This window comes from Arthrobacter jinronghuae (assembly GCF_025244825.1).
Taxonomy (GTDB): Bacteria; Actinomycetota; Actinomycetes; order Actinomycetales; family Micrococcaceae; genus Arthrobacter_B; species Arthrobacter_B jinronghuae.
Genome location: NZ_CP104263.1, coordinates 261,556 through 285,295 on the forward strand (window position 1 = coordinate 261,556; position 23,740 = coordinate 285,295).

A 23,740-nucleotide genomic window follows, 5' to 3' on the forward strand; every position below is an offset into this window, starting at 1 on the left:
AGAGCCTTCTGAAACCGTGTGTCGAGTATCCGGAAACGGGCCGGCTTACGCGTCAACACGGCTCAGCGTTCCGCCCCCTAGTGAAAGGGAGAAGACGTCTTCCATATACGATAAGCAGACTTAGCTTTGACGGCGGCCAGCCGGAAATGCATACAGCAGCGGACCTGCACCCCGGCCAAACGGGGCGGACCCGGTGCAGTTCGTTAATATGACATGGACTACGTCCGCCGATATGAAAGTGAATTATGGAAGACGCCGTTATGACGGGTACCAGTGTGGATTCGAGTGGAGAAGGCAAACACCGGCCAGCTGGCCCGGCCCGCCAGCGGCACCTCAGCGACTTCACGGCTTTGACCCGGCAGATCCAGGAAGCCGGGTATATGCGCCGGAACTACGGCTACTACTGGGCCAAGCTGATCGGGGTAACCCTGATTGGTCTGGTGCTGGCCCTGGCTTTCATCCTGCTGGGGGACACCTGGTGGCAGATGGTGACCGCGGTGGTGCTGGCGTTGCTGATGACGCAGATCGCGTTCCTGGGGCACGACGCCGCACACCGGCAGATCTTCGTGTCGCCGAAGTGGAATGAGTGGGTCTCGCTGATCGTGGTTAATCTCTTTGCCGGCATGGGCCTTGGCTGGTGGAATTCAAAACACAGCAAGCATCATGCTGCACCGAACAAGATCGGCACGGACCCGGACATCGCCCCCGGCGTCCTGGCCTTCACCCCCGAGGCGGCCGAAGCGCGAAAGAACCGTTTCACGCGCTGGCTTGCCACCAAACAGGGTTACTTTTTCTTCCCGCTGCTCCTGCTCGAGGGCGTCAACCTGCATGTGCAGGGCATTAAACGGGTGCTGGGACGGGGCCGGATCAAGCGGCGGTGGGTGGAACTTAGCTTCATCACTGTGCGCCTGGTCAGTTACGTGGCGCTGGTCTTCGCCGTGCTTTCACCGGGCAAGGGAGCAGCATTCATCGGCGTCCAGCTCGCCGTCTTCGGGCTGTATATGGGTATTTCCTTCGCCCCGAACCACATCGGCATGCCGATCGCGCCCCGGGAAGCGGGCATCGATTTCCTGCGCCGCCAGGTCTTGATGAGCCGTAACATCACCGGCGGCCGGTGGGTGGATACCTTTATGGGAGGTCTGAACTTCCAGGTGGAGCACCACCTGTTTCCCTCCATGTCCCGCCCGAATCTGCGAAAAGTTGCCCCGCTGGTCCGCCAGTACTGTGACCAGCTGGGGGTGCGGTACACCGAAACCGGGTTTGGCCAGTCCCTGAAGGACGTCACCGCCTATATCAACAGGGTGGGCCGCGGCGGCGTCGATACGTGGGCATGCCCGCTGGCCAGCACGCATCGCGTGTAGTTCGTAAACCCTGCCGCGCCTACGCGCGGGCCGGCGTCGCCTCTGCCTGGGAAACCAGGCTCCGTACTGCGACGGCGGCCCGCGGGGCAGCGGACGCCCTGCAAGAATGTTCCGGTGATGAAAAGCCGAAAACCGCGACGACCGGACGTGACGACGCTGGAGCTGATCGGGGGGCCCGAGCGACTCGAACTTCACCTCCACAGCTACGACGACCGGTGGCCGGCAATTTATCTCACTCACCGTCACCGCATTGAGGGTGCCATCGGGACAGCGAACGCCGGGATCGAGCACATCGGCTCGACGTCGGTTCCAGGACTGGCAGCGAAGCCGATCATTGACATCGTGGTTGCGGTAGAGGACATCACCGCCGAAGAGGACTACCTCGATCCGCTCATCGCCGCCGGATACGAACTGCGGGTACGCGAACCGGGACATCGCCTCGGACGCACACCAGCCCGTGACGTGCACGTGCACCTGTACGGGCGAGACGATCCTGCCGTGGACGAATACCTCATCCTGCGCGACCACCTGCGGGCAAATGCGGATGACCGCGCCCTCTATGCGAGCACTAAGAGAGCGCTGCTCAGCAGGCAGTGGGACGATATGAACGACTACGCCGACGCCAAAACCGACGTCATCCTGGCGATCAAGGCACGGGCAAGAGCAGCTCGCGGAGGCTAATCAGATAAACAGGTGGCCATGCTCGTGTTCATCCGGCCGAGACGGAGTTCGTACCCTCGGTTTCGATCAAGGGGTCCCCTGAGGTGTAGGTGACGGTGTTGTTCTCTCCTTCGACGTCGATGTCACCGGTCTCCTCGACGCCGACAGAGTTCGCAGTTCCGTCCACATCGATGTCGGGCACATTGCTGAGGGTGGCTGAATTATTGTTGCCCTCAATGTCGAGGCTTTCCGCGTCCTCGCCGCTGACTGAGTTGTTATTGCCCCGGATGTCGATGTCTTCACATTGACCAGTGGTCCGCACCGTGGAGCCATTTGTCTCGACGTCGATGTCCCCGCCGCCGGAGCAGGTAATGCTGACGCTGGTGTTCGCTTCAGTGATTTTATGTTCTTGCCCCCGGCTCAGGGTGATCGTCGCAGCGGAGGAGCCTGAGGCCGTTGATGCGCTTGGGTCTGTCCCGGAGGCCGTGGCCGTGCTCTCCGGTGTTCCGACGCTGGTTGATGATGGGGTTCCGGTTTCCTCGGGTGTCGGCGCCGGGTCGGCAGAGCATCCGGCGATGAGTGCCAGGCCCGCAACGGCGGTGATCACGGGGGCGGTGATGCGGGAGCTTCGGTACATGCGGGTCTCCTCAGCTAGGCGGGGCTGGGTGTTGTATCGGCCTGCCCGGAGAGAAAGCTGCAGCTGCCCGAGCAATTCCTCAATTGGGGCTCTTCCGTTTGCCTGTTAATCATCCAGCATCTTGCACCGGATGGCCACGCAACTCCGCAGAACGCTGGGGGTCAGGCAGCTGGCCGCCGGGTGAGACGCTCGGTGATGAGCCGGTTGGCCCAGTTCGGAGTCATCTGGGAGAGCATGACTAGGAAGCGTGCCTGCGGTCCGACGGCGTGGTGGACGTTGCGGGGCCACTTCGGGTTGCGGCGGGACCTGATGCTGCGTTCCACGGCGGCGACAGCAGCTGCGGCAACGTCGGTTTCGTTCAGCCGCACGCCGAGCGACGTGATTGCTCCGATACTGACGCCCTTAACCATCCCGGTGTTGACGAACAGCGGCCACAGATCGAGCACGGCAATGCCATGCTCCGCCCATTCCAGTTCCAGTGCCTCGGTCAGGCCGCGGACCGCGAACTTCGTGGCGCCATAGGTGGCAAGATCGGGCTGCCCGTAAATGGCTGAGGCGGATCCCAGATTGAGCAGCACCGGCCTGTCAGCGTTCTTCAGGTACGGGAACGCGGTATGCGCACCGTTGATGGTGCCGAGAACGTTGACGTCCACGAGCGCCCGGTGCCGTTCAAGGTCTGTATCAACGAACGGCCCGGCAGCCAGCAGCCCGGCGTTGTTGATCAGAAGGTCCAAATGGTCCTCGCCAACGGAGGCCAGGGCGTCGCGCCACTGCTGGGCGTCCCGGACATCGAGTGTTCCCGTGACCACCGTGGTGCCATGCTCGGCAGCGATGTCCTTAAGTTCGGCGAGGCCCTGGCTTTCGATGTCGAAGGCGCCGACTTTCCATCCATTGCGCAACAGCCGGGCCGCGGTGGCGTGCCCGATACCGCGGGCGGCGCCGGTGACGACGGCGACGCGGCGCGAGTGCTGCTCAGTGTTCCCGGCCATGTCAGGCCCCCACACGGTCGGTTGCGGCCTGGGCAGCGGTTCTGCGCCGCGCTCCGGCATCGCGCTCCCTGCGCAGGGCACGCATGTAATCGACGAAATCCACCTGGATGGTGTGCCGCTTGCTGGCGACGTACCTTTTGGTGATCGCCTTGCGGTGGCGGTCGATCTCGGCGTCCATCGTGGCCCGCTCGGGCAGAACGTAACGGCCCTGGAGATGGTCGGCGGCGAGCTCGGACTGCCGCTCGGCGATCGGCATCACCGCACCGAGCGGTTGAACCAGTCCGATGAAGTACAGCCCCGGCACCGTCGGGTGGAACATCCGCTGGTAGAGCCGGATCTCGTTATCTCCGGAGGGGTCGAGGAAGCCGGCGTCAAAGAACGGGAACGAGATCTTGTAGCCGGTGCAGTAGATCACTAGGTCGGCCGCGACGCGGGTGCCGTCGGTGAAGACTGCGCTGTCACCGTCGAAACGCTGGATGTTGGGCTTCGGGACCACGTCACCGTGGGCCAGCCGGTCGAGTATCCGGCTGGAGACGGTCGGGTGGGCCTGGGCGAACTTGTGGTCGGGTTCCTGAAGGCCGTAACGCGACATTGGGCCGGTGGCGGCGCGCATGACCACGCGGGCGACACCCCAGCGGACCCGGGACGGGATCTTCTCGTGCGCTCCGATCTCGTCGAAGGGCTTGCCGAAGACGTACTTGGGAATGATGTGCACGCCCCGACGGTGGGAGAGGTAGGTCTCGGCCGCGTGGTAGCTGGCATCTGTACAGATATCCATGGCCGAGTTGCCCATGCCGAGCACCACGATCCGCTTGCCGGTGAGCTGTTGCTCGTCCGTGTAGTCGTGGGAGTGCATCTGCTCACCGGTGAAACCTTCGGCGCCGGGGAAGGCCGGCTCCGGCATGCGGGGGTCCCAGTGGTGGCCGTTGGCCACTATGACCGAGCCGTAGCGCCGGGTCTCCGCGGTGCTCAGCCGAACCTCGAAGCCGCCGCCGGGCAGGGGGCGCACGTGCTCCACCCCGGTGTTGAAGGTGATCTTGTCCCGGAACCCGAAGTGCTCGACGTAGGCGTCGAAGTACGCCGCAACCTGGTCGTGGCGGGCGAAATTGGGCAGGTCCGCGCGCATGGGAAAGTCGCTGAACTCCATCCGGCTGCGCGAGGTGTTGATGTGCAGGGACTTGTAGGCCGCGGACACTCCGTTGCTGTTGCCCCATACCCAGTTGCCGCCGACCCGGTCCGAGAGTTCAAAGCAATCGAAGGCAAGTCCCCGTTCGTGGAGAACTTTGGACGCAGTGATTCCGGAGCAGCCCGCGCCGATGACGCATACGCGCTCGCGCTCGCTGCTGCCGAGCTCGTCGGTGGGTGCTGTGCTGTGGACTGTCGTCATTGGCGCTCCAAGCAGGTGGATGTAGGCCGGGCATTACTGTGACTTACGTCACTGTAGACTTACCCGGCCGCGCCAAGCGTTAGCAACACCCCGGCAGGCGGCGTCGTGCTGGCTACTTAATCCCGAAGTCGAAGCCGCCCTGACGGTGCCCGAACCGCTCCCGAAGGAAGTTGCCCGTGTTGGTCAGCTCCGCAGAGGTGCGGCGGTGACGGCTGGCGTGCAGCGTCTCGGCCTGTCCGGCAAGGAGCTGCAGCTGCTCGGCCAGTTCCTCGTTGGGGGTCCTTCCGCTCGCCTGTTTGGTCTCCAGCATCCTCGGCGGGATGGCCACGTAATTCTGGAGGACACTCGGCAGGTAGTCACGCACGGTGGCGGACAGTTCGTACTCAAATTGGGGATCGCCCAGCGGCTGGCGCGTTTCGGCGTCGATCACGGCGTCCAGCGTCTGGCAGGTTTCCAGAATGCTGACGTAGGCCTCGGACGGAAGGCGGCTCCTGTTTCGTTTGGCGAGGGCGGCAGACCAGGCCAAATCGGAGGACAGGTCCTCCGGCGGCGTTGTCGCTGTCCCGGGCTGGGCCGGGGCGCCGGCCTGCTGGGGCATAACCTGCGGTCCCCGGGTCCTGGGGTGCAGCCACAGGTCCCGGAGCATGTAGGACCGCATGCCCGCTACGGCTATGAGCCCGAGAACCACGAAGAACGAGAGGATGAACTGCGCTGCGTTCCCGGGCAGGGCGACGGCCGCCAGGACGAGCGCAACGTATAGGCCACCCTCAAGGATCACTTTCCAGTTACTCCTGCGTACCCCGATCATCAGCACCAGGAGTGGCATAAAAGGAAAGAAGAGGAGCGCGACGGTGACTTTGAAGATGTTCCCCACGGTAAGGCGAGACATCATGATCCTCTCGTGAATGGATAGTGGCGGAGCTGCAGCCAACTACGCCAGATTACAACTCCACTCTGGTTGTCGGCTGTGGACTCCGATCCCGGTTTAGGCTGCCAGCAAAAGCAGATGTTCTACCGCTATATAACCGTCCTGGCAGACTTTGAATTCCCGGAGGTCTGAACACCAGGACGGATTGGCGCGGGCCTCAGCGCCAGGCCCGCCGGAGGCATCTTGTTACAGTGGCGCCATGAAAGTCCGTCCCTACAGCGAAGTTGATGTCTTCTCCTCTGAGCCGTATCGGGGCAATGCCTTGGCGGTGGTTCACGAGGCCGACGGCTTGAGCGTCGAAGAGATGCAGCGGTTCGCCACCTGGACAAACCTCTCGGAGACGACGTTCCTCCTGCCACCAACCACACCGGAGGCTGACTACCGGGTGCGGATCTTCACCACCAAGGAAGAACTGCCTTTCGCCGGCCATCCAACCCTTGGAACCGCCAAAGCCTGGCTGGACGCCGGGGGATCGCCAAGGCCCGACGGAACGGTCATCCAGGAATGCGCGGCAGGGCTGATAACGATCCGCGTAGCGGAGGATCAGCTGGCCTTCGCGGCACCGCCGCTCACCCGCTACGAACCCGTGGACGAGCCGCTCATACGCCGGATAACGGGAATCTTGGGGATTCCGCGGGAGAACATCCTTGATGCGTCGTGGCTGGTTAATGGTCCTCGATGGATTGGGATTCGGCTTTCCTCTGCACAGGAAGTCTTGAGCCTGCAGCCCGATCCGGGCAAGGCCGGCGATCTGGAAATCGGTGTGGTGGGGCCCTATGGGCCCATGGAGGAAACCCAGTTCGAGGTGCGTGCCTTCGTCGGAGGCGACCCCGTCTGGGAAGACCCCGTGACCGGCAGCCTGAACGCGGGGCTGGCACGCTGGCTGACCGACACAGCTGTGGCGTCCGCGCCCTACACCGCTTCACAGGGAACGGTTCTTGGACGGCGGGGACGGGTGCACATCAGTCTCAGCGAGGGGAAAATCTGGGTTGGCGGACAGGTCACGGGCTGCATCGGGGGGACGGTCCGGCTGTAGGGTGTGGGCTACCGCCATCGGATCGTCAGCCAGTCTCGCCGCTACGGCTGGACCGCATAGCAGTTTGTCGAATCGCGAGACTGGCCTTACAGCGGAAGTCGCCGCGACTTAGCCGATCGTGGAGAGAGTGCAGCCCGGACGCTTTCAAAATGCCTAACCTACGCGGCGCGCCACCGGTGTACGAGTTCAGCTGTGAACATTTGCCGTACAAAATGCATGGCTGCCGGAGCCTGACTTTGGGAACAAGACTTGAGGGGTTGGGGAAGGAGTGGGCGCAGGAATTATTGTCGGACCGTGTGATCGCCGTGTGTCTTGAGGTGCGCAGCTCGGTCATTTTTTGCTGCAGTTGCCGGAATGAATGGTTCGCTGGCAGCGGGTGTTTTTGTGGATCGCCTCTCTTTTGTCATGCCCCCTCTGTCACCTTTTTTGGCGATCCTATCGATCCGCGCAGCAGCAGTTCTGAGTGGAAGACCAGAGTCTCCGGCATTACCGGGCGCCCCAAGATGTGCGCCAGTAAAGTCTTCGCGGCCGCTGCCCCGATTTCGTATACAGGTTGGGCAACTACTGTGATCGGTGGTGTCATGAGGAGGGCCCAAGGCATGTCGTCGTACATCATGAAAGACACGTCGTCGGGGATTCTCATTTCGAGCTGCTGAATAGTATGCAGTACCTCGAGTGCGATGAGGCTATCAGACGCGATTATTGCCGTGGCCGGGTCTGGGCACAGCAGCAGCTCTTCGACAATCTCCCGGATGGGCTGGGGCTTGCCCGCACTCAACCTGATCAGATCATTCGGAGCCGACATGCCGGCTGTATGGAACGCCCTACGCATTCCGGCCAGGCGCTCAGACACCGGGTTGAGACCAAGGCCCATCCCCTGACCAGAGGACCAACTCCCGACGTCAAGCGACGAGACGTACCCGATGCGGGTGTGCCCACTATCGATCAGGTGGGTGACGGCTGTGAAAGATATGTCGTCCATCTTCGCCATGACGGCGTCCACGCCAAGGTCCGGAATTTGGCGGTCGAGCAACACGAGGGGACGGCCGGAATCGACGGCGTCGCGAAGGTGTCCGACCGAGAGGTGGGAAGCCGGTGCCACAATCATGCCATCGACTCGTTTGTCTAGCAGAACCCGTACAGCTTCGGCTTCAGCAGCGACGTCTTCCCCGGTGTTGATCAGGATTACGTCAAAACCCTCAGTCTTAGCGGTATCCGAGATTCCTCTCATAGCCAGACTGAAGAAGGGATTCTCGATGTCTCCCACTACAACACCGAGTGTATTTGATCTGCCGGTATTCATGCTCCTTGCCAACTCATTCGGCCGGTACTCCAAAGCAGCCGCGGCGGCCAAGACGCGGGAGCGCACCTCCTCGCTGACCGCGCCATAAGCACCCAGTGCCCGCGCTGCTTGGGCCTTCGAAACCCTCGCTTCGCGTGCAACGTCTGCCACCGTCACGTCTCTACGACGGGAGGACGAACTACTCATTGTGACCTTTCAGAGGGGGTTGACCCTAAAGAAATTCCTGTGTAGATTCCTCAGCAACCCGAATGTGAGTCCGGTCTCATTCTAACCCATTGAGACCGGACTCAGTAACTCTTTATTCGAACATCTTCCGCGCCGCACAGACACCGCCGAGGTGTCGTCATCGATTGGACGAAGTAGTGAAAAAGACATCCCGCTTTCGCACAATAGTCGTTTCTGCGACTACCACATTGACCGCATTACTGGTTCTCACCGGATGCGGGTCATCGTCCTCGGAGGCGGCATCGGAGAACCCTTATGGCCTGGTCGAGCCCGGCACCATCCGTGTCGCGAGTTTGGGTGATTCGAAGCCTTACACCTTCACGGATGCCTCCGGCGACTTCACCGGGTTCGACGTTGAATTGTTCAAAGATGTTGCCGGTCGTATGGGCATAGAAGACGTGGTCTTCACTGGTCAGGACTTCTCCGGTTTGTTGTCAGCCGTCGCCAATGGACAGTTCGACGTGGGGGTTGCGGCGATCGGAATCACAGATGAGCGCAAGCAGACAGTCGATTTCTCCGATGGCTACCTTGCTGGCTACCTCACGGTCATTACAACTAAGGATTCTGGCATCAAGGACGAGGAGACTCTCGCCGGTCACCGGTTGGGTGTTGTGCAGGGGACCTTGCAGGAAGCCTACGCGGTGAAGAACTTCACCGAGACGGACCTCGTCCGTTTTCCGGATAACAACTCCGCGATAGCTGCCGTCAATGGAGGATCGGTGGACGCACACTTCCTCGATTATGAGGCAGCAAAGGATTACATGGGGAAATTCGGTCTGGTTTCAGCAGCGGATATCCCGTCTTTTGATGCTCCAGCCGGCTTCGCAATCGCCAAGGGTAATCCTGTGTTGAAGGAGGCTCTTGACGAAGGTTTAGCGGAGGCAATGGAGGACGGCACGTGGAAGGAGCTCTACCAAAAGTGGTTCCCTGGCTCCCCAATGCCCGAGCAGTACTTGCCGTCGGCTGAGCAAACCTCCGAGCCGACGCCGAGCAACTAGTCCGGTTCTGTTCCCCGGAAATGGCCGGGAACATCATTCAGGGGTGTGGGCGCGAGCCGGCCCGCTCCACGGCTACAAACATTGAGAGCTTGACATGGACTTTCTCGACAATCTGATCAAGACCTTCCTCGACTTCGAGGCGATGCTCGCTGTCCTGCCGCAGCTGTTGCGGGTGGGTTTGGCTAACACGCTAATCATTTCTGCTGCAGCCACTGTGATTGGGGTGGTGTTGGGGATGGTCCTAGCCGTGATGGGAATCTCGACGTCGCGGTGGCTGCGTCTTCCTGCCCGGATTTACACTGACCTTTTCCGAGGACTTCCTGCCATCCTCACGATCCTGCTCATTGGCCAGGGCTTCGCGAGGGTCAGCCAGCAGATTTTTGGACCCTCACCATATCCGCTGGGCATCATCGCCTTGAGTCTCATTGCCAGTGCATACATTGGCGAGATCTTCCGCGCCGGTATCCAGAGTGTGGAAAAGGGGCAGCTAGAGGCCTGCCGCGCCCTCGGGATGGGCTACGCCAAGGCCATGGCGCTAGTGGTCATTCCCCAGGGAATCAGACGTGTTCTTCCCGCGCTCGTGAACCAGTTCATCGCGATTGTGAAGGATTCATCGCTGGTGTATTTCTTGGGACTTTTGGTTTCCGAACGTGAGCTCTTCCGCGTCGGCCAAGACGCGGCGGTGCTGACGGGAAATCTGTCGCCGCTAGTTATGGCCGGGGTGTTCTACCTGATCATCACCGTCCCCTTGACCCATTTGGTTAACTACTTCGACGCCCGGTTCCGCAGTGGAAGGCGCCGTCCTTCTGCCCCAAGCAGCGGATTGAACGAAGTGAAAGAACTTGATGCGGTCACACCCCACGTCACAGGGAGCAACACATGAGCACCTCCGCGAACGTCTCCTCCGATCTCCTCACCTTTCGGGGCTCAAGCCTGGAGATTAAGGACCTCACGATGGCCTTCGGCGACATCCACGTCCTGCGCGGGGTCAGTCTCTCCATCGCCCCGGGAACCACAACCTGCATCATCGGGCCGTCCGGTTCCGGGAAATCCACCTTGCTGCGAGGCATCAATCGTTTGCACGAACCATCAAGCGGGGACGTGTTGCTTGACGGCGAAAGCACTCTTAACCTCAACCCCGATGTCCTGCGAAGCCGTATCGGCATGGTTTTCCAGCATTTCAACCTTTTCCCCGACCACACGTCGCTCGAGAACGTTGCCTTGGCGCTGCGCAGCGTCAAGGGGATGTCGAAGGCCGAAGCGAGGGAACGCGCTAGCCGCCGGCTTGCTGAAGTCGGCCTCGCGGAGCGCGCTGATCACCGTCCACGGGACCTCTCTGGAGGTCAGCAACAGCGTGTCGCGATTGCACGCGCATTGGCTATGGAACCGGAGGTGATGCTCTTTGACGAAGCTACCTCGGCACTCGATCCCGAACTCGTTAAAGGTGTCTTGACCTTGATGGCTGGCCTCTGCGAACGGGGCATGACCATGGCCGTGGTTACCCATGAGATGGGCTTCGCCCGCAGAGTCGCCGATCAAGTGGTCTTTATGGACGAAGGCGAAGTCGTCGAAGTCGGCACGCCCGCAGACCTGTTCGATAACCCCCAAAGTGAGCGCCTGCAAAGATTCCTCTCGGAAGTCCTCTAATGACGGTTCCCAGCCCCATACGCACTGCTGTGCTCGGATTCGGTGTATCAGGCAAGGTATTTCATGCTCCCCTTATTCAGGCAGACCCACACTACTCGCTCGATGCTATCGTCACCGCCAACCCCGTTCGCGTCGCCACCGCGGCCAAGAAATATCCACGCACACGAATCATCAACACTGCCTCAGATCTGTTTGCGGCTGTCGACTCCGGTGACCTCGACCTGGATTTGGTTGTTCTGGGAACGCCGCCTGGCACCCATGTCGAACTGGCCGAGGCAGCATTCGCCCGAGGACTGAACGTCGTCGTCGATAAACCCTTTGTACCGACCAGCGATGAGGGAGAGGTGCTCATTAACCGCGCCGCCGAATCCGGAGTGGTGCTCACCGTCTTCCAAAATCGTCGCTGGGACGCGGACTACCTGACGCTCAAGAAGCTCCTTCGAGAAGGCGCCTTAGGAGAGGTCCGCTCCTTTGAATCCAGATTCGAGTGGTGGAAGCCCGAAGGGTTCGGAAACTGGCGAGACCGGGCCACTCTAGCCGAGGGCGGAGGGATCCTCCATGACCTCGGGACGCACCTTATCGACCAAGTCATCGAACTCTTTGGCCCCGTAGTCGAAAGCTACGGCGAAACGGTGACACATTCCCCGAACAATAGCGCTGACCAGGATTGCTTCGTTTCGCTGCTGCACCAGTCAGGCGTTCGGTCCCGGCTCTGGATGAACGGCCTAGCAGCGCAAGTCGGGCCGAGGTTCCACCTTCTGGGCACCACTACCGCTTATACCAAGTGGGGGCTGGACGGGCAGGAAGCTGCGCTCGAGTCCGGCGTGCTGCCCACCGATGATCATTACGGTGCGGAACCCGAAAATCGGTGGGGTCTGCTCGGCGTTGATAATGCCACAACCGCCGTCCCATCGGAACGTGGTTGTTACCCCTTGTTTTATGCCCAGCTTGCCGCAGCGCTACGTGACGGGGCTTCACTCCCGGTGGATCCCGCGGAATCCGTCACAGTCCTGCGGGTCATCGAGAAAATCATGGCGTCGGCTGACCTGCCGTCCCATACTCAGAAAGAGAGCTACCTATGACATCCTCTCCATCCCGCGTGGCAGTTATCGGCGGTGGCATCCTCGGAGTCTCCACTGCTGTGCACCTACTCCGGGGCGGCGCCTCCGTCATCCTTGTGACCGAAGCCGACCTAGCCAGCGGCGCCTCTGGACGATCCCTGTCATGGTTGAATTCAGCCGGCCAACGCACCAACCCCTACCACAAGATTCGCGTCGCAGGCATTGACCGGTACCGCACACTCTTTGCCTCTGACCCGACCCGGGAATGGCTCCACTTTGACGGCGGCCTCCACTGGGCCGGTGATGGAGATGCCGAAACAACCAAAGCACGCCATGCTTATGAAAAAGCCCACGGCTACGATTCGAAACTCGTTAACGCACACACCGTGGGTGAATACACGACAGGAATCAACTCCGGATCCGTGCCCACGACGGCGATCTTCAATCCCGGCGAGGGCTGGGTCAGCCTTCCGCACCTGATTGATTTCCTCATGGAGGAATTCAAAAACCGGGGCGGCCAGCTGATCACTCACGCGGGGAAGACATCCGTCCAGGTGGCCGACGGACGAGCAATCGGAGTGACAACATCCCATGGTGAGCACTACCCCGCCGATGCAGTGTTAGTTGCATGTGGCCAGCAGACTCCTGCCGTGGTCAAGGAGCTCGGAGTGGACATCCCTGACGCCTCACCGGTATCGATGCTTGTCATCACCGAGCCCGTCACCCAGAAAGTGCGGCCAGTCATGAACACCCCCCGCGTTGCACTGAGGCCGAACCCCGGCAACACCCTTGCGCTCGACCATGACTGGTATGAGGAAAGCATTACCGAGAATGTGGACGGCACCTACACGATTGCGGAAGCAATTGTGCAGCAGCTCGTGGATGAAGCTGCGGCACTCCTCGAAGGAAAACCGGCTTTGAAGCCCGCGTCGTGGAAGCTGGGACGTAAACCCATCCCAGGAGATGGTGAACCTGTCTTTGGCGAGCTGCAGGAAGTCCCCGGATGCTTCGTCGCCTTCAGTCACTCCGGTGCAACTATAGGGCTGATCGCGGGAGAGCTCCTGGCCGAAGAAATTCTGACCGATCAAAAGCACCCGATGCTCGCGACCTTCCGGCCCGAGCGCTTCCAGTAACAGGACCATCTTCAACAATTCAACGAAAGCTCCGGGCTGGGGTATTTGAGCCCAGCCCGGAGGGTGGACCTTCCTCTGGCATGCCTCTAGGGGCGGACTTACTTTGCAACACCAAAATGTCTTCTTGCTTCTTCTCGATCACCACGGCATTGCCGTTTGCGGTCACTGCAAACAGGTGCAGGAGAATCAGTGTGCCCCCCGTGCTGCCTGCAGTCTCGGGATCCAGGGTCGGATAGTCGAAGTGCACTCCGATCACGGCGTTGCACCCGAGCGCGTACGCACTTCTCTAAGGCGTTTTGCCTGATGTGGGACAGCCCAGCCAGCAAGTCGGCGCCCACATCTTTGCTCCCGCTGCTGAACCAGCCGTGGGAGTCCATCGACACTGCGCCGTCACCCGAAATACAGCTGGAGTACCTTGTGATGTTGTGGCTCTCAAAGTGAAGCCCGAGGTGATGAGTGTGTGCGGACGAGGGGACTAGCCGGGTCGCCAAGGGCCCGATGCACGGACGCGACGGCGCTTGACCCTTCGCCGACCGCTGCCGCGATGCGCTTCATAGAGCCGTGACGGACGTCGCCTGCTGCAAAAACGCCTGGCGTGGAGGTTTCAAAGGGCATAGGTTCGCGGCCCAGCGGCTGCCACTGATCCAGGGCCTGGATGGCGATGTCGGTTCCGGTGCGGATGAAGCCCGCAGTGTCCCTGTCCAGGGTGGGCAGCCAGGCGCTGGCAGGGTCGGCTCCGATGAAGCAGAACAGGCCGCGCGCATCCACCGAACCGGCGGTATCGATGCGGACCGAATCCAGGGCGGAGCCACCGTCCAATCCGATGATGTTCGATTCGGTATGGATACGGATCCGGGGATCCTCCCGCAGGCGGTCCACGAGGTAGGAGGACATCCGCGCACCAACCTCGGTTCCCCGCACCACCAGATGGACCTGGCATCCATGGGATGCGAGATAGAGCGCCGCCTGGCCGGCCGAGTTCGCCCCGCCGACCACAACCACCGGGTGGCCTGCGACTTGGCGCACCTCGAGGCTGGTGGCGGCGTAATAGATGCCGCGTCCCTCGAAGTCCTCCCACCCCTGCACGCCGAGACTCCGGTAGGCGGCCCCGGACGTAATCAAGGCGGTGCGGGTATGGAGGGTGGCGCCGTCGCCCAGCGTGAGCCTGAGGCCATCAGTCATAGTCTCGAGAGACACCGCATCGCAGGGCGCCCAGATCCTCACGCCGAACTTGATCGCCTGCAGTGTGGCTTGGCGGATGAGGTCTCCGCCGGCAACTCCAAAGGGAAAACCAAGGAAGTTCTCGATTCGAGAGGTCGACGCCGCCTGGCCGCCGGGCGCAACGGCGTCGAGCACCACCGTGCTCAGCCCTTCGGAAGCTGCGTAGATGGCCGCCGCGAGCCCGGCAGGTCCGCCGCCAACGACGAGCAGGTCCGTCGCGCCCTCGTGGTGGGGCTGGTAACTCAACCCGAGCCGCTCGGCGATAGTCCCCGGCGTCGCACGCTTTATCAGCTTGCCCTGGATCAGCGCTGCCGGCAGATCATCGGCTGCGATGCCGTGGCCGTCGAGGGCACCCATGCCGTCCGGCGGGACGACGAAGACGGTATGAATCAAATCCAGACGCTCAGCGAAGCGTCGAAGAGCCAGCAGCCCGCTCGACGCTTCCGTCCCGACGAACTTGAGCGTCATGGCTGCCGGGCCCCGACGAAGCGCTTCACGGCGTTCCCAGAGAGTATGCAGAACAATTCCGCCCAGATCGTCGTCCTGGTTCATGACCAGCCGCAGGTCCTCGCGGGCCAGGCGCCGGATCCGGCCGGACTCCTTCACCCGCGCCGATAGGAGTGCGGACTGTCCGTTGAGCAGCCCGAGCTCGCCGGCGAACGAGCGTGGCCCCAGCGTGCTGAGAACGGTTTCTTCATCCCACCACAGCGGGTCGCGGACCATTTCAATGGCCCCCGATTCCACGAGGATCATTGGATAGTTCAAATCCCCTGCGCGGAAGACATAGTCGCCGGCGTTGACGTCGGTTGGCGCGGCCATGCCGAGGAGTCTCTCCCACTGGGAGTCGGAGAGACGAGGCGCGTCACCGGTCCGCGGGGCGGGGTGCTCACTGACATCCGTCATGTTGATCCTTCCGCAGGGATGATGCTCATCCGGAGAAACGCGGAGCTGGGAGGTGGATTGAGGATGCAGTGAGATTACCCGATTGGACCCGGAAATGGATGCCCCCGCCGGAACGTCAGACGCTACGACCCGGCGTCGCCGTCCCGGACCGCCGCGAGTTCCAGGACACGGTCGCGGCAGAGCCGCCAGCCGAGCATCAGCGCGGGGATGATGACCACCAGGGAAGCGATGGTCCAGGTGCCAACGGGCGAATCGAAGGCCATCAGGATCAGCACGGCGAGAAGGAACACGAGCGTGATCCAGCCGGTCACGGGAGCGCCGGGCATCCGGAATGCGGGACGTTCCAGCTCGCCGCGCTTGGCCCGCTTGGCCAGCTCCATCTGGCACAGGACAATCATGGCCCAGGTGCTGATGATGCCCAGCGACGCAACGTTCAGGACAATTTCGAAGGCGTCTGCGGGCACCACGGCGTTGAGGACGACGCCGAGGAGGGCCACCACGGCGGTCAGGGCGATACCGCCGTACGGGACACCGGCCTTGTTCATCCGTCCCGCGAACTTCGGGGCGGAGCCGGCCACGGACATGGAACGCATGATGCGGCCGGTGGAGTACAGGCCGGCGTTGAGCGAGGACAGCGCCGCGGTGAGGACCACCAGGTTCATGATCGCGTCCACGCCGCCGACGCCGATGGAACCGAAGAAGGTCACGAACGGGCTTTCGCCGGCGTGGTAGGCGTTGTAGGGCAGCAGCAGCGAGAGCAGGACCAGGGTGCCGACGTAGAACACGGCAATGCGCACAACCACCGTGTTGATGGCCCGCGGCATGATCTTCTCCGGGTGCTCGGTCTCGCCCGCAGCGGTGCCGATGAGCTCGATCGAGGCGTAGGCAAACACCACGCCCTGCATTACGACGACGGCGGGCAGCAGCCCGTTCGGGAACAGGCCGCCGTTGCCGGAGACGAGGCTGAAGCCAACCTCCTGGCCGGCCACGGGCGTACCGAAGATCACGAAGCAGATGCCCACAATTAGGAAGGCCACCAGGGCCACTACCTTGATCAGCGCGAACCAGAATTCAAGTTCGCCGAACACCTTGACGCTGACGAGGTTCAGGCCCAGTACCAGGATCAGGGCGGCCAGGGCCCAGGTCCACTGAGGTACGTCCGCGATGGGCGGCCAGTACTTCCGGAAGAAGTTCATGTACAGCGCGACGGCGGTGATGTCCACAATTGCGGTCATGGCCCAGTTCAGCCAGTACAGCCAGCCGGACACAAAGGCGGCCTTCTCACCGAAGAACTCGCGGGCGTAGGAGACGAACGAGCCGGTGGTGGGCCGGTGCATCACCAGTTCGCCCAGGGCCCGCAGGATCAGGAAGGCGAAGAAACCGCAGACGGCGTAGCTGATGACCAACGACGGCCCGGCCGTGGCCAGCCGGCCGCCGGCACCCATGAACAGACCGGTACCGATGGCCCCGCCAATGGCAATCATTTGCACCTGGCGGGGCTTGAGGCCCTTCTGGTAACCCGCGTCCTCGTGCTCGATACTGGTTTCGGCTGTGCGGTCGGGAGCCTTTTGCTCCGGGCTGGCCGCTTGCTGTGTCATTGGTGGTTGTCCTTTTATCTATTTGAGCCGGCGGGGTTATCGCCGGGGTTGCAAACCGCAGCGGCAGGCGTTGAAGGGCGTTGGCGTGCGCTTACTCATGCTCTCTGGTTGTTCGGGGCTCTAACAAATTCACCCGTAGACTATGGCGCCGGTCGCATCGCAGCGTCAAAAACGGAAGCATGGTGAGTATTTGCCACAAGGGCGTTTACGGGGCGGACCCTGTCCGGGTGGGTGTAGAACCCAGCACAGGAGGATGAGGGCCGGCTCCAGGGTGCCGCGCCCGTCGAAGCAGCTCGTTTGACGAGAATGAGACCCCAATACCCTGATGGCCTGCGGACGTAGATGGACCCGAACCCCGCAGGCAATCAGCTGGCCGAGCGGGTGCTGAGGAAACCACGGCCCCGCCCGCGGGCTGCCCGGCCCCATGGGAACCGGGCCGGGCAGATTGTGAGGGACAGGGCGGGCAGAATTGCGGAGCACTAGAAGGGGGCGGTACCGGACCTGTCGATGAACGTGCCGGTGGGGCCGGAGCCGCCACGGGTGGCCAGCTCCACGATGGCGTCCGTTCCCTCGCGTATTGTCTGGGTGCCCTGCCGCCCGTTGAAATCAGTGGCGGTGTAGCCGGGGTCCGCAGCATTGATGCGGAGCTCCGGGAACGCCTTGGCGTATTGCACGGTCAGCATGGTGACGGCGGACTTGGAAGAGGTGTAGAGCGGCATCACCACGGTGGACTCGACGCGCTCCGGGTCGCGCGCAAAGCCGAAGGAGCCCACTCCGCTGGTGACGTTCACAACCGTTCCCTCGGCGGACTCGCGCAGGAGCGGCAGGAAAGCGTGCATCACGCGGACAATGCCCACCACATTGGTGCCGTACACCGCCTCTGCGTCCGCTGCCGTCAGGTCCTCCGCCGGGGCGTAGGGTCCGGGAATGCCTGCGTTGTTGACCAGGACGTCCAAGCCGCCGGCAGCTGCCACGGTCTTGGCTGCGGCCTCCACAGAGGACTCATCGGTGACATCGAGCTGGACGAACGTGCCGCCGAGTGCTTCGGCCGCTTCCCGCCCGCGGATTTCATCGCGCGCCCCCATCCAGACGGTATGCCCGGCCTCGAGGAGACGGCGTGCTGTTTCATAACCCAGGCCTTTGTTGGCGCCGGTAATCAGTGTTGTTGTCATGGCTTTAGTCTTGGCCCGCTGCGGACTGATGTCGTGGCACGGGCCAGCATATGGACTGTCAGGGCCACCCAGAACCGGTTTGCGGCTGGCAGACTCTCTCCATGCAGGATTCTGATTTGGGTGCCATTCTCCGTTCCTGGCGTGACCGCCTGCAGCCGGCGGACGCGGGCCTGCCCGTCTACGGGTTCAGACGGGCGCCGGGGCTGAAGCGGGAGGAGCTGGCCCAGCTGGCAGGTGTCAGTGTTGATTACCTGGTGCGCCTTGAGCAGGGCCGTGCCCGCCGGCCCTCCGCCCAGGTGGCGGCGGCACTGGCACGTGCGCTGCAGCTGAGCGACGCCGAACGCTCCCATCTCTTCGAGATTTCCGGGCTGCTTCCGCCCGGGCCCGGAGAAGTTCCGACGCATATCCCGCCCAGCGTGCAGCGGCTGGTGGCGCGGCTTGGTGAAGTACCGGTGGCCGTATTCACTGCCGCCTGGGACCTGCTCTCCTTCAGTCCGCTGTGGGCGGCGCTTCTCGGGGAGCCCGCCCCGCCCGACAAGGGCCGTCCCAATCTCCTGCGCTCGCACTTTGCCGGGAGAACGCTGGGTAGCAGCGGAATCCGGATCATCTGTCCGGAGGGCAGCCTGGAGATCTTTGAAGCCTCCCTGGTGTCGGACCTGCGCCGTGCTTACGGACGGTACCCGCATGACCACAGGGTGCAGGAGCTGATTGCTGATCTGACTGCGTCCAGTGAGCGTTTCCGTGCACTGTGGGACAGCGGAACCGTCAGCGAGCACCAGTCCGAAATGAAAGTGGTGCAGAACGCCGTCGTCGGGGATGTGGAGCTGGACTGCGACATTTTCACCGTGGCCGGCACGGACCTGCACATTGTCGCCTACACCGCCGCCGCCGGATCCGAAGCGGCAGGGAAACTCGATTTCCTGCGCGTCTCGGCTGTCGCGGCCACCCGCTGGGTGCGTGACCGCTCCTTGCCCGACTGCGGTGCGGCCCCTCACCATCCGCCGCGCGTAGGCGTGTGACCCTTCCTGGCGTCGTCGGGCATCGCCATTTCGGCCCGCAGTCCCAGCAGCCGGATCGGGCGGCCGGGTTCGATGGCCCCGGAGAGATCCAGGGCCCGGGCCAGGACGTCCTCCCGGTCGAAGGTCTCGGGGATCTTCTTCGCATGCGTCTTCGTGGTGAACGGCGCGTACCTGACCTTGAGGGTCAGCCCGATCACCGGCCGCCCTTCGGCCGCCACGTCCTTCAGGACCTGCGTGGTCAGCTCGCGGACGGCGTCGTTCACCTGGGCCGGCTCGGTGAGGTCCTGCTGGAAGGTGGTTTCCCGGCTGTGCCCGCGGGCCACCCACGGGGTGTCGTCCACAACGCTGCTGCCGTCCCCGCGCCCGAGTTCGTTGTACCAGGGGCCCATCTTCGGCCCGAACTCCGGAACCAGCGTCTGCGGATCGGCCGCGGCGAGCTCGGCAACAGTATTAATCCCCAGCTTCGCCAGCCGGCCGGAGATCTTGCTCCCGACACCCCACAGCTCCTTGGTGGGCCGCTCGCCCATGAAATCAAGCCAGTTCGCGGTGGTGAGGCGGAAGACGCCGGCGGGCTTGCCGAAGTCCGTGGCGTTTTTGGCACGGATCAGGGTGTCGCCGATGCCCACGCTGCAGTGCAGCTGCGTGCGTTCCAGGACGTCGGCCTGGAGCTGCCGGGCGTAGGCTTCCGGATCCTCCGTCTCCACCCCCACGAAGGCCTCATCCCAGCCCAGGACCTGCACGACGGCGCCGGGCTGGGCGCGCAGGGTAGCCATCACCGCGTCCGACGCCTCGAGATAGGCCTCGGCATCGACGGGCAGGAAGACGGCGTCGGGAACTTTCCGGGCCGCGATCCGCAGGGGCATCCCGGACCCGACGCCGAACGCCCGGGCCTCGTAGGACGCGGTGGACACCACGGCGCGCTCGGTGGGGTCGCCGCGGCCGCCCACAATGATCGGCTTGCCGGCAAGTTCGGGCCGCCGGAGCACTTCGAAGGCGGCGATGAACTGGTCGAGATCGACATGCAGCACCCAGGGGATAGCGTTCACGCGACCAGTGTGCCCTACGCAACGCAGAGGCGCACTGGCTTCCGCGCCGATCCGGTCGCCGGGCGGGGCAGCGACTGTCAGCTACGGCCCCGGACCAGCGCCTGCAGCGACCCGGCAAGCTGGCCCAACTCGGCCACCCGAAGCAGTTTCAGCATGCCCAGATACACGGCACCCATCACAACACCGCCGACGGCGAGCACCACAACGGCGTGGAACTTGGACTGCCAAAGGTACCCGCCGGCGTCGTACCCGCCGAACGCCCAGGACACGGCCGTCCCGGCGAGGGCGGCGACAATGCCCGCAACCGCGAACCGGACATGCGCATCGAAGATGTGCCCGGCACCGTAGGGGCCAATCGCCCGCGTGAGGAAGACATGACTGACGACGACGGCGATCACGTTGCCGAGGGAATAGGCGACGGCGAGCGTCGGCACAATGAACCGGGGATCAAGCACGCCCGCAATGACGGCGAGAACCACCCCCACTCCGGACAGGACCAGTTGGATTTTCAGCGGCGTCTTCACGTCCTCGCCGGCATAGAACACCCGGCCGAGAAGGAAGTTGGCGCTCAAAAACGGGGCTCCTACGGCGAGGATGGCGATGATGATTCCGTTGAGGGCAGCGGCCCCGGGCGATTCGCTGAAGAGCATTCCTAGCGGGCCTGCGAACGCCAGCAGGGCCGCCGCGCCGAACACCGTGGCCACACCGGTGAGGCGCAGCCCCCGGGACAGCACGGCGCGTACCTCCGGAAGGTTCCCGCCCGCATAGGCAGCGGAAAGCTGGTTGAACATCACCGTGGCCAGCGACAGGGCGATGACGGCGTGCGGCAGCTGGTAAACCATGGCGCCGATGTCCAGGTTCGTCAGGCCCGCGATCCGGGCCGGGCGGCCCTGCTCGATGAGGGCTTGCCGGGCGTCGGAGGCGATGGTGGCAACGTAGAGATTGACGAAGTACAGGCCGTTGCCGAGGGCCATCGTGATGATCGTGACGGATGCCAGCCGTCCCGTGCGTCCAAGCCCCGTTCCACGCAGCCCGAACGTCGGCTTCAGGCCCAGTTTCAGGCGTCGAAGCGGGAGAAACAGCAGAAGAGCCTGAAGTGCGACACCGAGCGTCATGCCGCCCGCCAGCAGGACCGTATGCGCCGGCGTCCATGTTTCGGGTTTATACCCTTCGGCCTGTTCGGCACCCATCAGCGACAGGAACACCACCAGCGCGCCGATGGACACCAGGTTGTTCACCACGGGAGCCCACATGTACGGGCCGAAGGAGCCGTTGGCGTTCAGGATCTGGCCCAGCACGGCATACAACCCGTAGAAGAAGATTTGCGGCAGGCACCAGTAGGCGAACGCCGTGGCCAGGGTGAGGTTGCCGTCCGTGAAACGCGTTGCCGCCTCGATGATCACCGGCGCCGCCAGTGTCACCAGCACCGTGAGGACCAGCAGCGCCGCCACGGCGAGGGTCAGGATCCTGCTGACGTAGTCGGCGCCCCGGTCCGGTTGCCGACTGGCCCGCACGATCTGGGGCACTAAGACGGCGTTGAACACACCTCCGGCGAGCATCAGGTAGATGAAGTTCGGCAGGGCGTTGGCGTAGGAAAACAGGTCCGACACCCCGGCCGAGGCGCCAATGGCAGTGGCGAGCAGCGCTGTCCGGACGAGGCCGAGTACCCGAGACACGACGGTGCCCGCTGCCATAACAGCGCTGGCCCGCGCTGCGGAAACACGGCCCGGGGCCGAAGGCGCGCCGGGGGCGGCATTTTCGGCGTTCCTAGCGGCGGCGGCTGAACTCATGGAGGATATCGTCCCAGATGATCGCTCCGGCGCTCGCCCTACCGGCCGGCCCAGGCCTCCGCGTAGAACTGCGGGGAAAGCGATTCGAGCAGTTCGACATAGGCTTCGCGCTCCATCGCCTGCGCCGATTTCGCAGGGACCTCGGAGGTGAAGGCGGACACGCCCAGTCCGGCCTCATGATCCTTGAGGGTCAAGCCGGCGGCTTCCAGGATGGTCGGGTACATGTTCAACTGGTCGACGCCGGGGCGAAGCGTGCTGACTGCCTCGCCCGGAACCCAGACCCGGTTGAAGATAGTGCGGTTGGTGTGATGGTCCAGCTGCTCGTGGAAAGCGTCGCCGGCACTCATGTGCTTGAGGTGGTCACCCATGATCACCACGGCGGTGTCCTCGAGGTACCCCTGCTGTTCCATGTAGTCGACGAAGCCGGCCACCTCCGTCATGGAGCAGGCGAACACGGAAGTCACGTTGTTTTCGGTGTCCACGTCACAGTAGTCGTAGACATGCACCGGCTCGTGGGTGTCCAGCGTCAGCATGGAGAGGTTGAACGGCTGCCCGGTTTCCTCCGCCTCGGCGTGCAGCCTGTCCACCTCATCCATGGCATGAGCCATGAGGCGTTCATCGCTCAGGCCCCAGTCCTTGCGGAAGTTCTCTTCCGGTTCCCCGGCGTCGCGCCAGTCGGAAAGGTCCTTCACCTCAGAGTAGCCGTGGGTGCCCAGGAATGTGTCCTTCGCAGCGAACGAGGCGTTGGCGCCGCCCAGGAACACATTGGTGTACCCCTGCTCTTCCAGGACATCGCCGAGGCAGGTTGACCCGGCCAGGTAAGTGTCACCGTCGTCGTCGAGGTTGCTTGCGTCCTTGCTCTCCTCGGCCGAGCCCACACCCTTCAGGGGGATGCCGCACTGCGTCGAGACGAGGCCGGCCATGGTCCAGCCACCACCCTCGTACTGCTGGAAATTCTCCACGCTCTGCCAGCCGGCGGAGGCCTGGGTGACGCTCTTAAGGGGAACGAAAGCGTCCTTTTCGAAGAGCTGGTCATCCGCGAGGGTGCCCTCGCCGGACTCCAGATAAATGAGCACCAGGTTGCGCTTCTGCTCGGCCCCGGTGACGGTTGGCTCCACGTAGTAGTCGCCGATGTTGTACTTGGAGTTCGCTGCCTTGATGTAATCGGCCATGCCCACCGTGCTGGCGAAGGCCGTGGTGCCGCCAATGACCAGTGCGCCCACCAGGACGGTGGAGACGGTGCGCATAATCCATGGTGAGCGGCGAGGTGTCGTGTCCTCCCCGTTGCGGCGCTTGCGGCGGCGGAAGTACTGCCAAAGGGCGATCCCGCCGGTGATGAGCAGGGGCAGGACACCGACCCCGAGGATGCCGAGCCAGACAATGCCCCCGCCGCCGCCGTCGGTCTCCACCGAGACGAGGTTCAGGAGCATCTGGCCGACGGAGATTTCGCCCCAGAAGAAACGGATGCCGAGGGCGGCAATAAGCAGCACAAGTCCAAGCCAGATCAGGACGTAGACCAGGACGCGTCCAACGACGACGCCGACCCGGCGGGTCACGTCAAGAATCTGGCCAGACATGGAAATACCTCACGTTCCAGATGCCCGCCTTTTCGCCGAACACCCTTGA

At 63.1% G+C, this 23,740-nt stretch carries 20 protein-coding genes; 9 read left to right on the plus strand and 11 right to left on the minus strand.

Annotation, left to right across the window (positions count from 1 at the left end):
- The first annotated feature begins 260 nt into the window (after positions 1-260).
- Together N2K98_RS01330 and N2K98_RS01335 are read left to right on the plus strand one after the other, a co-directional pair.
- Positions 261-1,361, plus strand: coding sequence for a fatty acid desaturase family protein (locus N2K98_RS01330; RefSeq protein ID WP_255798713.1), 1,101 nt, complete (start codon positions 261-263; stop codon positions 1,359-1,361).
- Between the two features lie 117 nt (positions 1,362-1,478).
- The gene (locus tag N2K98_RS01335) at positions 1,479-2,042 is read left to right on the plus strand and encodes a GrpB family protein (RefSeq protein ID WP_255866499.1); all 564 of its coding nucleotides are present in this window, start codon (positions 1,479-1,481) and stop codon (positions 2,040-2,042) included.
- A gap of 28 nt (positions 2,043-2,070) precedes the next feature.
- On the opposite strand, the gene N2K98_RS01340 is transcribed toward N2K98_RS01335, so the two are convergent.
- From N2K98_RS01340 to N2K98_RS01355, 4 genes are all read right to left on the minus strand, one after another.
- Positions 2,071-2,658, minus strand: a complete 588-nt coding sequence (locus tag N2K98_RS01340; protein WP_255866498.1) for a DUF3060 domain-containing protein — start codon at positions 2,656-2,658, stop codon at positions 2,071-2,073.
- Between the two features lie 161 nt (positions 2,659-2,819).
- Positions 2,820-3,647, minus strand: coding sequence for an SDR family oxidoreductase (locus N2K98_RS01345; protein WP_255866497.1), 828 nt, complete (start codon positions 3,645-3,647; stop codon positions 2,820-2,822).
- Position 3,648: 1 nt separating this feature from the next.
- Positions 3,649-5,034, minus strand: coding sequence for a flavin-containing monooxygenase (locus tag N2K98_RS01350; protein WP_255866496.1), 1,386 nt, complete (start codon positions 5,032-5,034; stop codon positions 3,649-3,651).
- A gap of 112 nt (positions 5,035-5,146) precedes the next feature.
- The gene (locus N2K98_RS01355) at positions 5,147-5,926 is read right to left on the minus strand and encodes a hypothetical protein (protein WP_255866495.1); all 780 of its coding nucleotides are present in this window, start codon (positions 5,924-5,926) and stop codon (positions 5,147-5,149) included.
- A 235-nt stretch (positions 5,927-6,161) separates the two neighbouring features.
- Between N2K98_RS01355 and N2K98_RS01360 the strand changes: the two genes are divergently transcribed.
- Positions 6,162-6,998: a PhzF family phenazine biosynthesis protein gene (locus tag N2K98_RS01360; protein WP_255866494.1), complete on the plus strand. Its 837-nt coding sequence runs from the start codon at positions 6,162-6,164 to the stop codon at positions 6,996-6,998.
- A 403-nt stretch (positions 6,999-7,401) separates the two neighbouring features.
- On the opposite strand, the gene N2K98_RS01365 is transcribed toward N2K98_RS01360, so the two are convergent.
- Positions 7,402-8,451 carry a LacI family DNA-binding transcriptional regulator gene (locus N2K98_RS01365; protein WP_308219849.1) on the minus strand — a complete coding sequence of 350 codons (1,050 nt, stop codon included), beginning with the start codon at positions 8,449-8,451 and terminating at the stop codon, positions 7,402-7,404.
- Positions 8,452-8,663: 212 nt separating this feature from the next.
- On the opposite strand from N2K98_RS01365, the gene N2K98_RS01370 reads away from it, so the two are divergent.
- The 5 genes from N2K98_RS01370 to N2K98_RS01390 all read left to right on the plus strand — a co-directional run bounded on the left by N2K98_RS01370 (position 8,664) and on the right by N2K98_RS01390 (position 13,365).
- Complete coding sequence (locus tag N2K98_RS01370; protein ID WP_255866492.1) at positions 8,664-9,524, plus strand: ABC transporter substrate-binding protein; 861 nt, start codon at positions 8,664-8,666, stop codon at positions 9,522-9,524.
- 94 nt (positions 9,525-9,618) lie between these two features.
- Positions 9,619-10,407 carry an amino acid ABC transporter permease gene (locus N2K98_RS01375; RefSeq protein ID WP_255866491.1) on the plus strand — a complete coding sequence of 263 codons (789 nt, stop codon included), beginning with the start codon at positions 9,619-9,621 and terminating at the stop codon, positions 10,405-10,407.
- Positions 10,404-11,171, plus strand: a complete 768-nt coding sequence (locus N2K98_RS01380) for an amino acid ABC transporter ATP-binding protein (RefSeq protein WP_255866490.1) — start codon at positions 10,404-10,406, stop codon at positions 11,169-11,171. Before N2K98_RS01375 ends, N2K98_RS01380 begins: the two co-directional genes overlap by 4 nt.
- Positions 11,171-12,253: a Gfo/Idh/MocA family protein gene (locus N2K98_RS01385; RefSeq protein ID WP_255866489.1), complete on the plus strand. Its 1,083-nt coding sequence runs from the start codon at positions 11,171-11,173 to the stop codon at positions 12,251-12,253. Before N2K98_RS01380 ends, N2K98_RS01385 begins: the two co-directional genes overlap by 1 nt.
- Positions 12,250-13,365: an NAD(P)/FAD-dependent oxidoreductase gene (locus tag N2K98_RS01390; RefSeq protein ID WP_255866488.1), complete on the plus strand. Its 1,116-nt coding sequence runs from the start codon at positions 12,250-12,252 to the stop codon at positions 13,363-13,365. Before N2K98_RS01385 ends, N2K98_RS01390 begins: the two co-directional genes overlap by 4 nt.
- Positions 13,366-13,797: 432 nt before the next feature.
- Here the strand turns inward: N2K98_RS01390 and N2K98_RS01395 are convergent, their stop codons facing one another.
- The 3 genes from N2K98_RS01395 to N2K98_RS01405 form a co-directional block, all read right to left on the minus strand.
- Positions 13,798-15,489: an FAD-dependent oxidoreductase gene (locus tag N2K98_RS01395; protein WP_255866487.1), complete on the minus strand. Its 1,692-nt coding sequence runs from the start codon at positions 15,487-15,489 to the stop codon at positions 13,798-13,800.
- A 122-nt stretch (positions 15,490-15,611) separates the two neighbouring features.
- Entirely contained in the window at positions 15,612-17,087 is a 1,476-nt protein-coding gene (locus tag N2K98_RS01400; RefSeq protein WP_255866486.1) for an amino acid permease, read from the minus strand.
- Positions 17,088-17,566: 479 nt separating this feature from the next.
- Positions 17,567-18,259, minus strand: coding sequence for an SDR family NAD(P)-dependent oxidoreductase (locus tag N2K98_RS01405; protein WP_255866485.1), 693 nt, complete (start codon positions 18,257-18,259; stop codon positions 17,567-17,569).
- Positions 18,260-18,360: 101 nt separating this feature from the next.
- On the opposite strand from N2K98_RS01405, the gene N2K98_RS01410 reads away from it, so the two are divergent.
- On the plus strand, positions 18,361-19,278 hold the full coding sequence (locus tag N2K98_RS01410) for a helix-turn-helix transcriptional regulator (protein WP_255866484.1): 918 nt from the start codon (positions 18,361-18,363) through the stop codon (positions 19,276-19,278).
- Here the strand turns inward: N2K98_RS01410 and N2K98_RS01415 are convergent.
- The 3 genes from N2K98_RS01415 to N2K98_RS01425 all read right to left on the minus strand — a co-directional run bounded on the left by N2K98_RS01415 (position 19,251) and on the right by N2K98_RS01425 (position 23,691).
- Complete coding sequence (locus N2K98_RS01415) at positions 19,251-20,324, minus strand: DNA polymerase IV (RefSeq protein WP_455423606.1); 1,074 nt, start codon at positions 20,322-20,324, stop codon at positions 19,251-19,253. The genes N2K98_RS01410 and N2K98_RS01415 overlap by 28 nt on opposite strands.
- A gap of 77 nt (positions 20,325-20,401) precedes the next feature.
- Positions 20,402-22,114 (minus strand): murein biosynthesis integral membrane protein MurJ, encoded by a 1,713-nt coding sequence (gene murJ, locus N2K98_RS01420; RefSeq protein WP_255866483.1) that lies wholly within the window; start codon positions 22,112-22,114, stop codon positions 20,402-20,404.
- A gap of 38 nt (positions 22,115-22,152) precedes the next feature.
- Positions 22,153-23,691 carry a sulfatase-like hydrolase/transferase gene (locus N2K98_RS01425; protein WP_255866482.1) on the minus strand — a complete coding sequence of 513 codons (1,539 nt, stop codon included), beginning with the start codon at positions 23,689-23,691 and terminating at the stop codon, positions 22,153-22,155.
- Positions 23,692-23,740 lie beyond the last annotated feature (49 nt).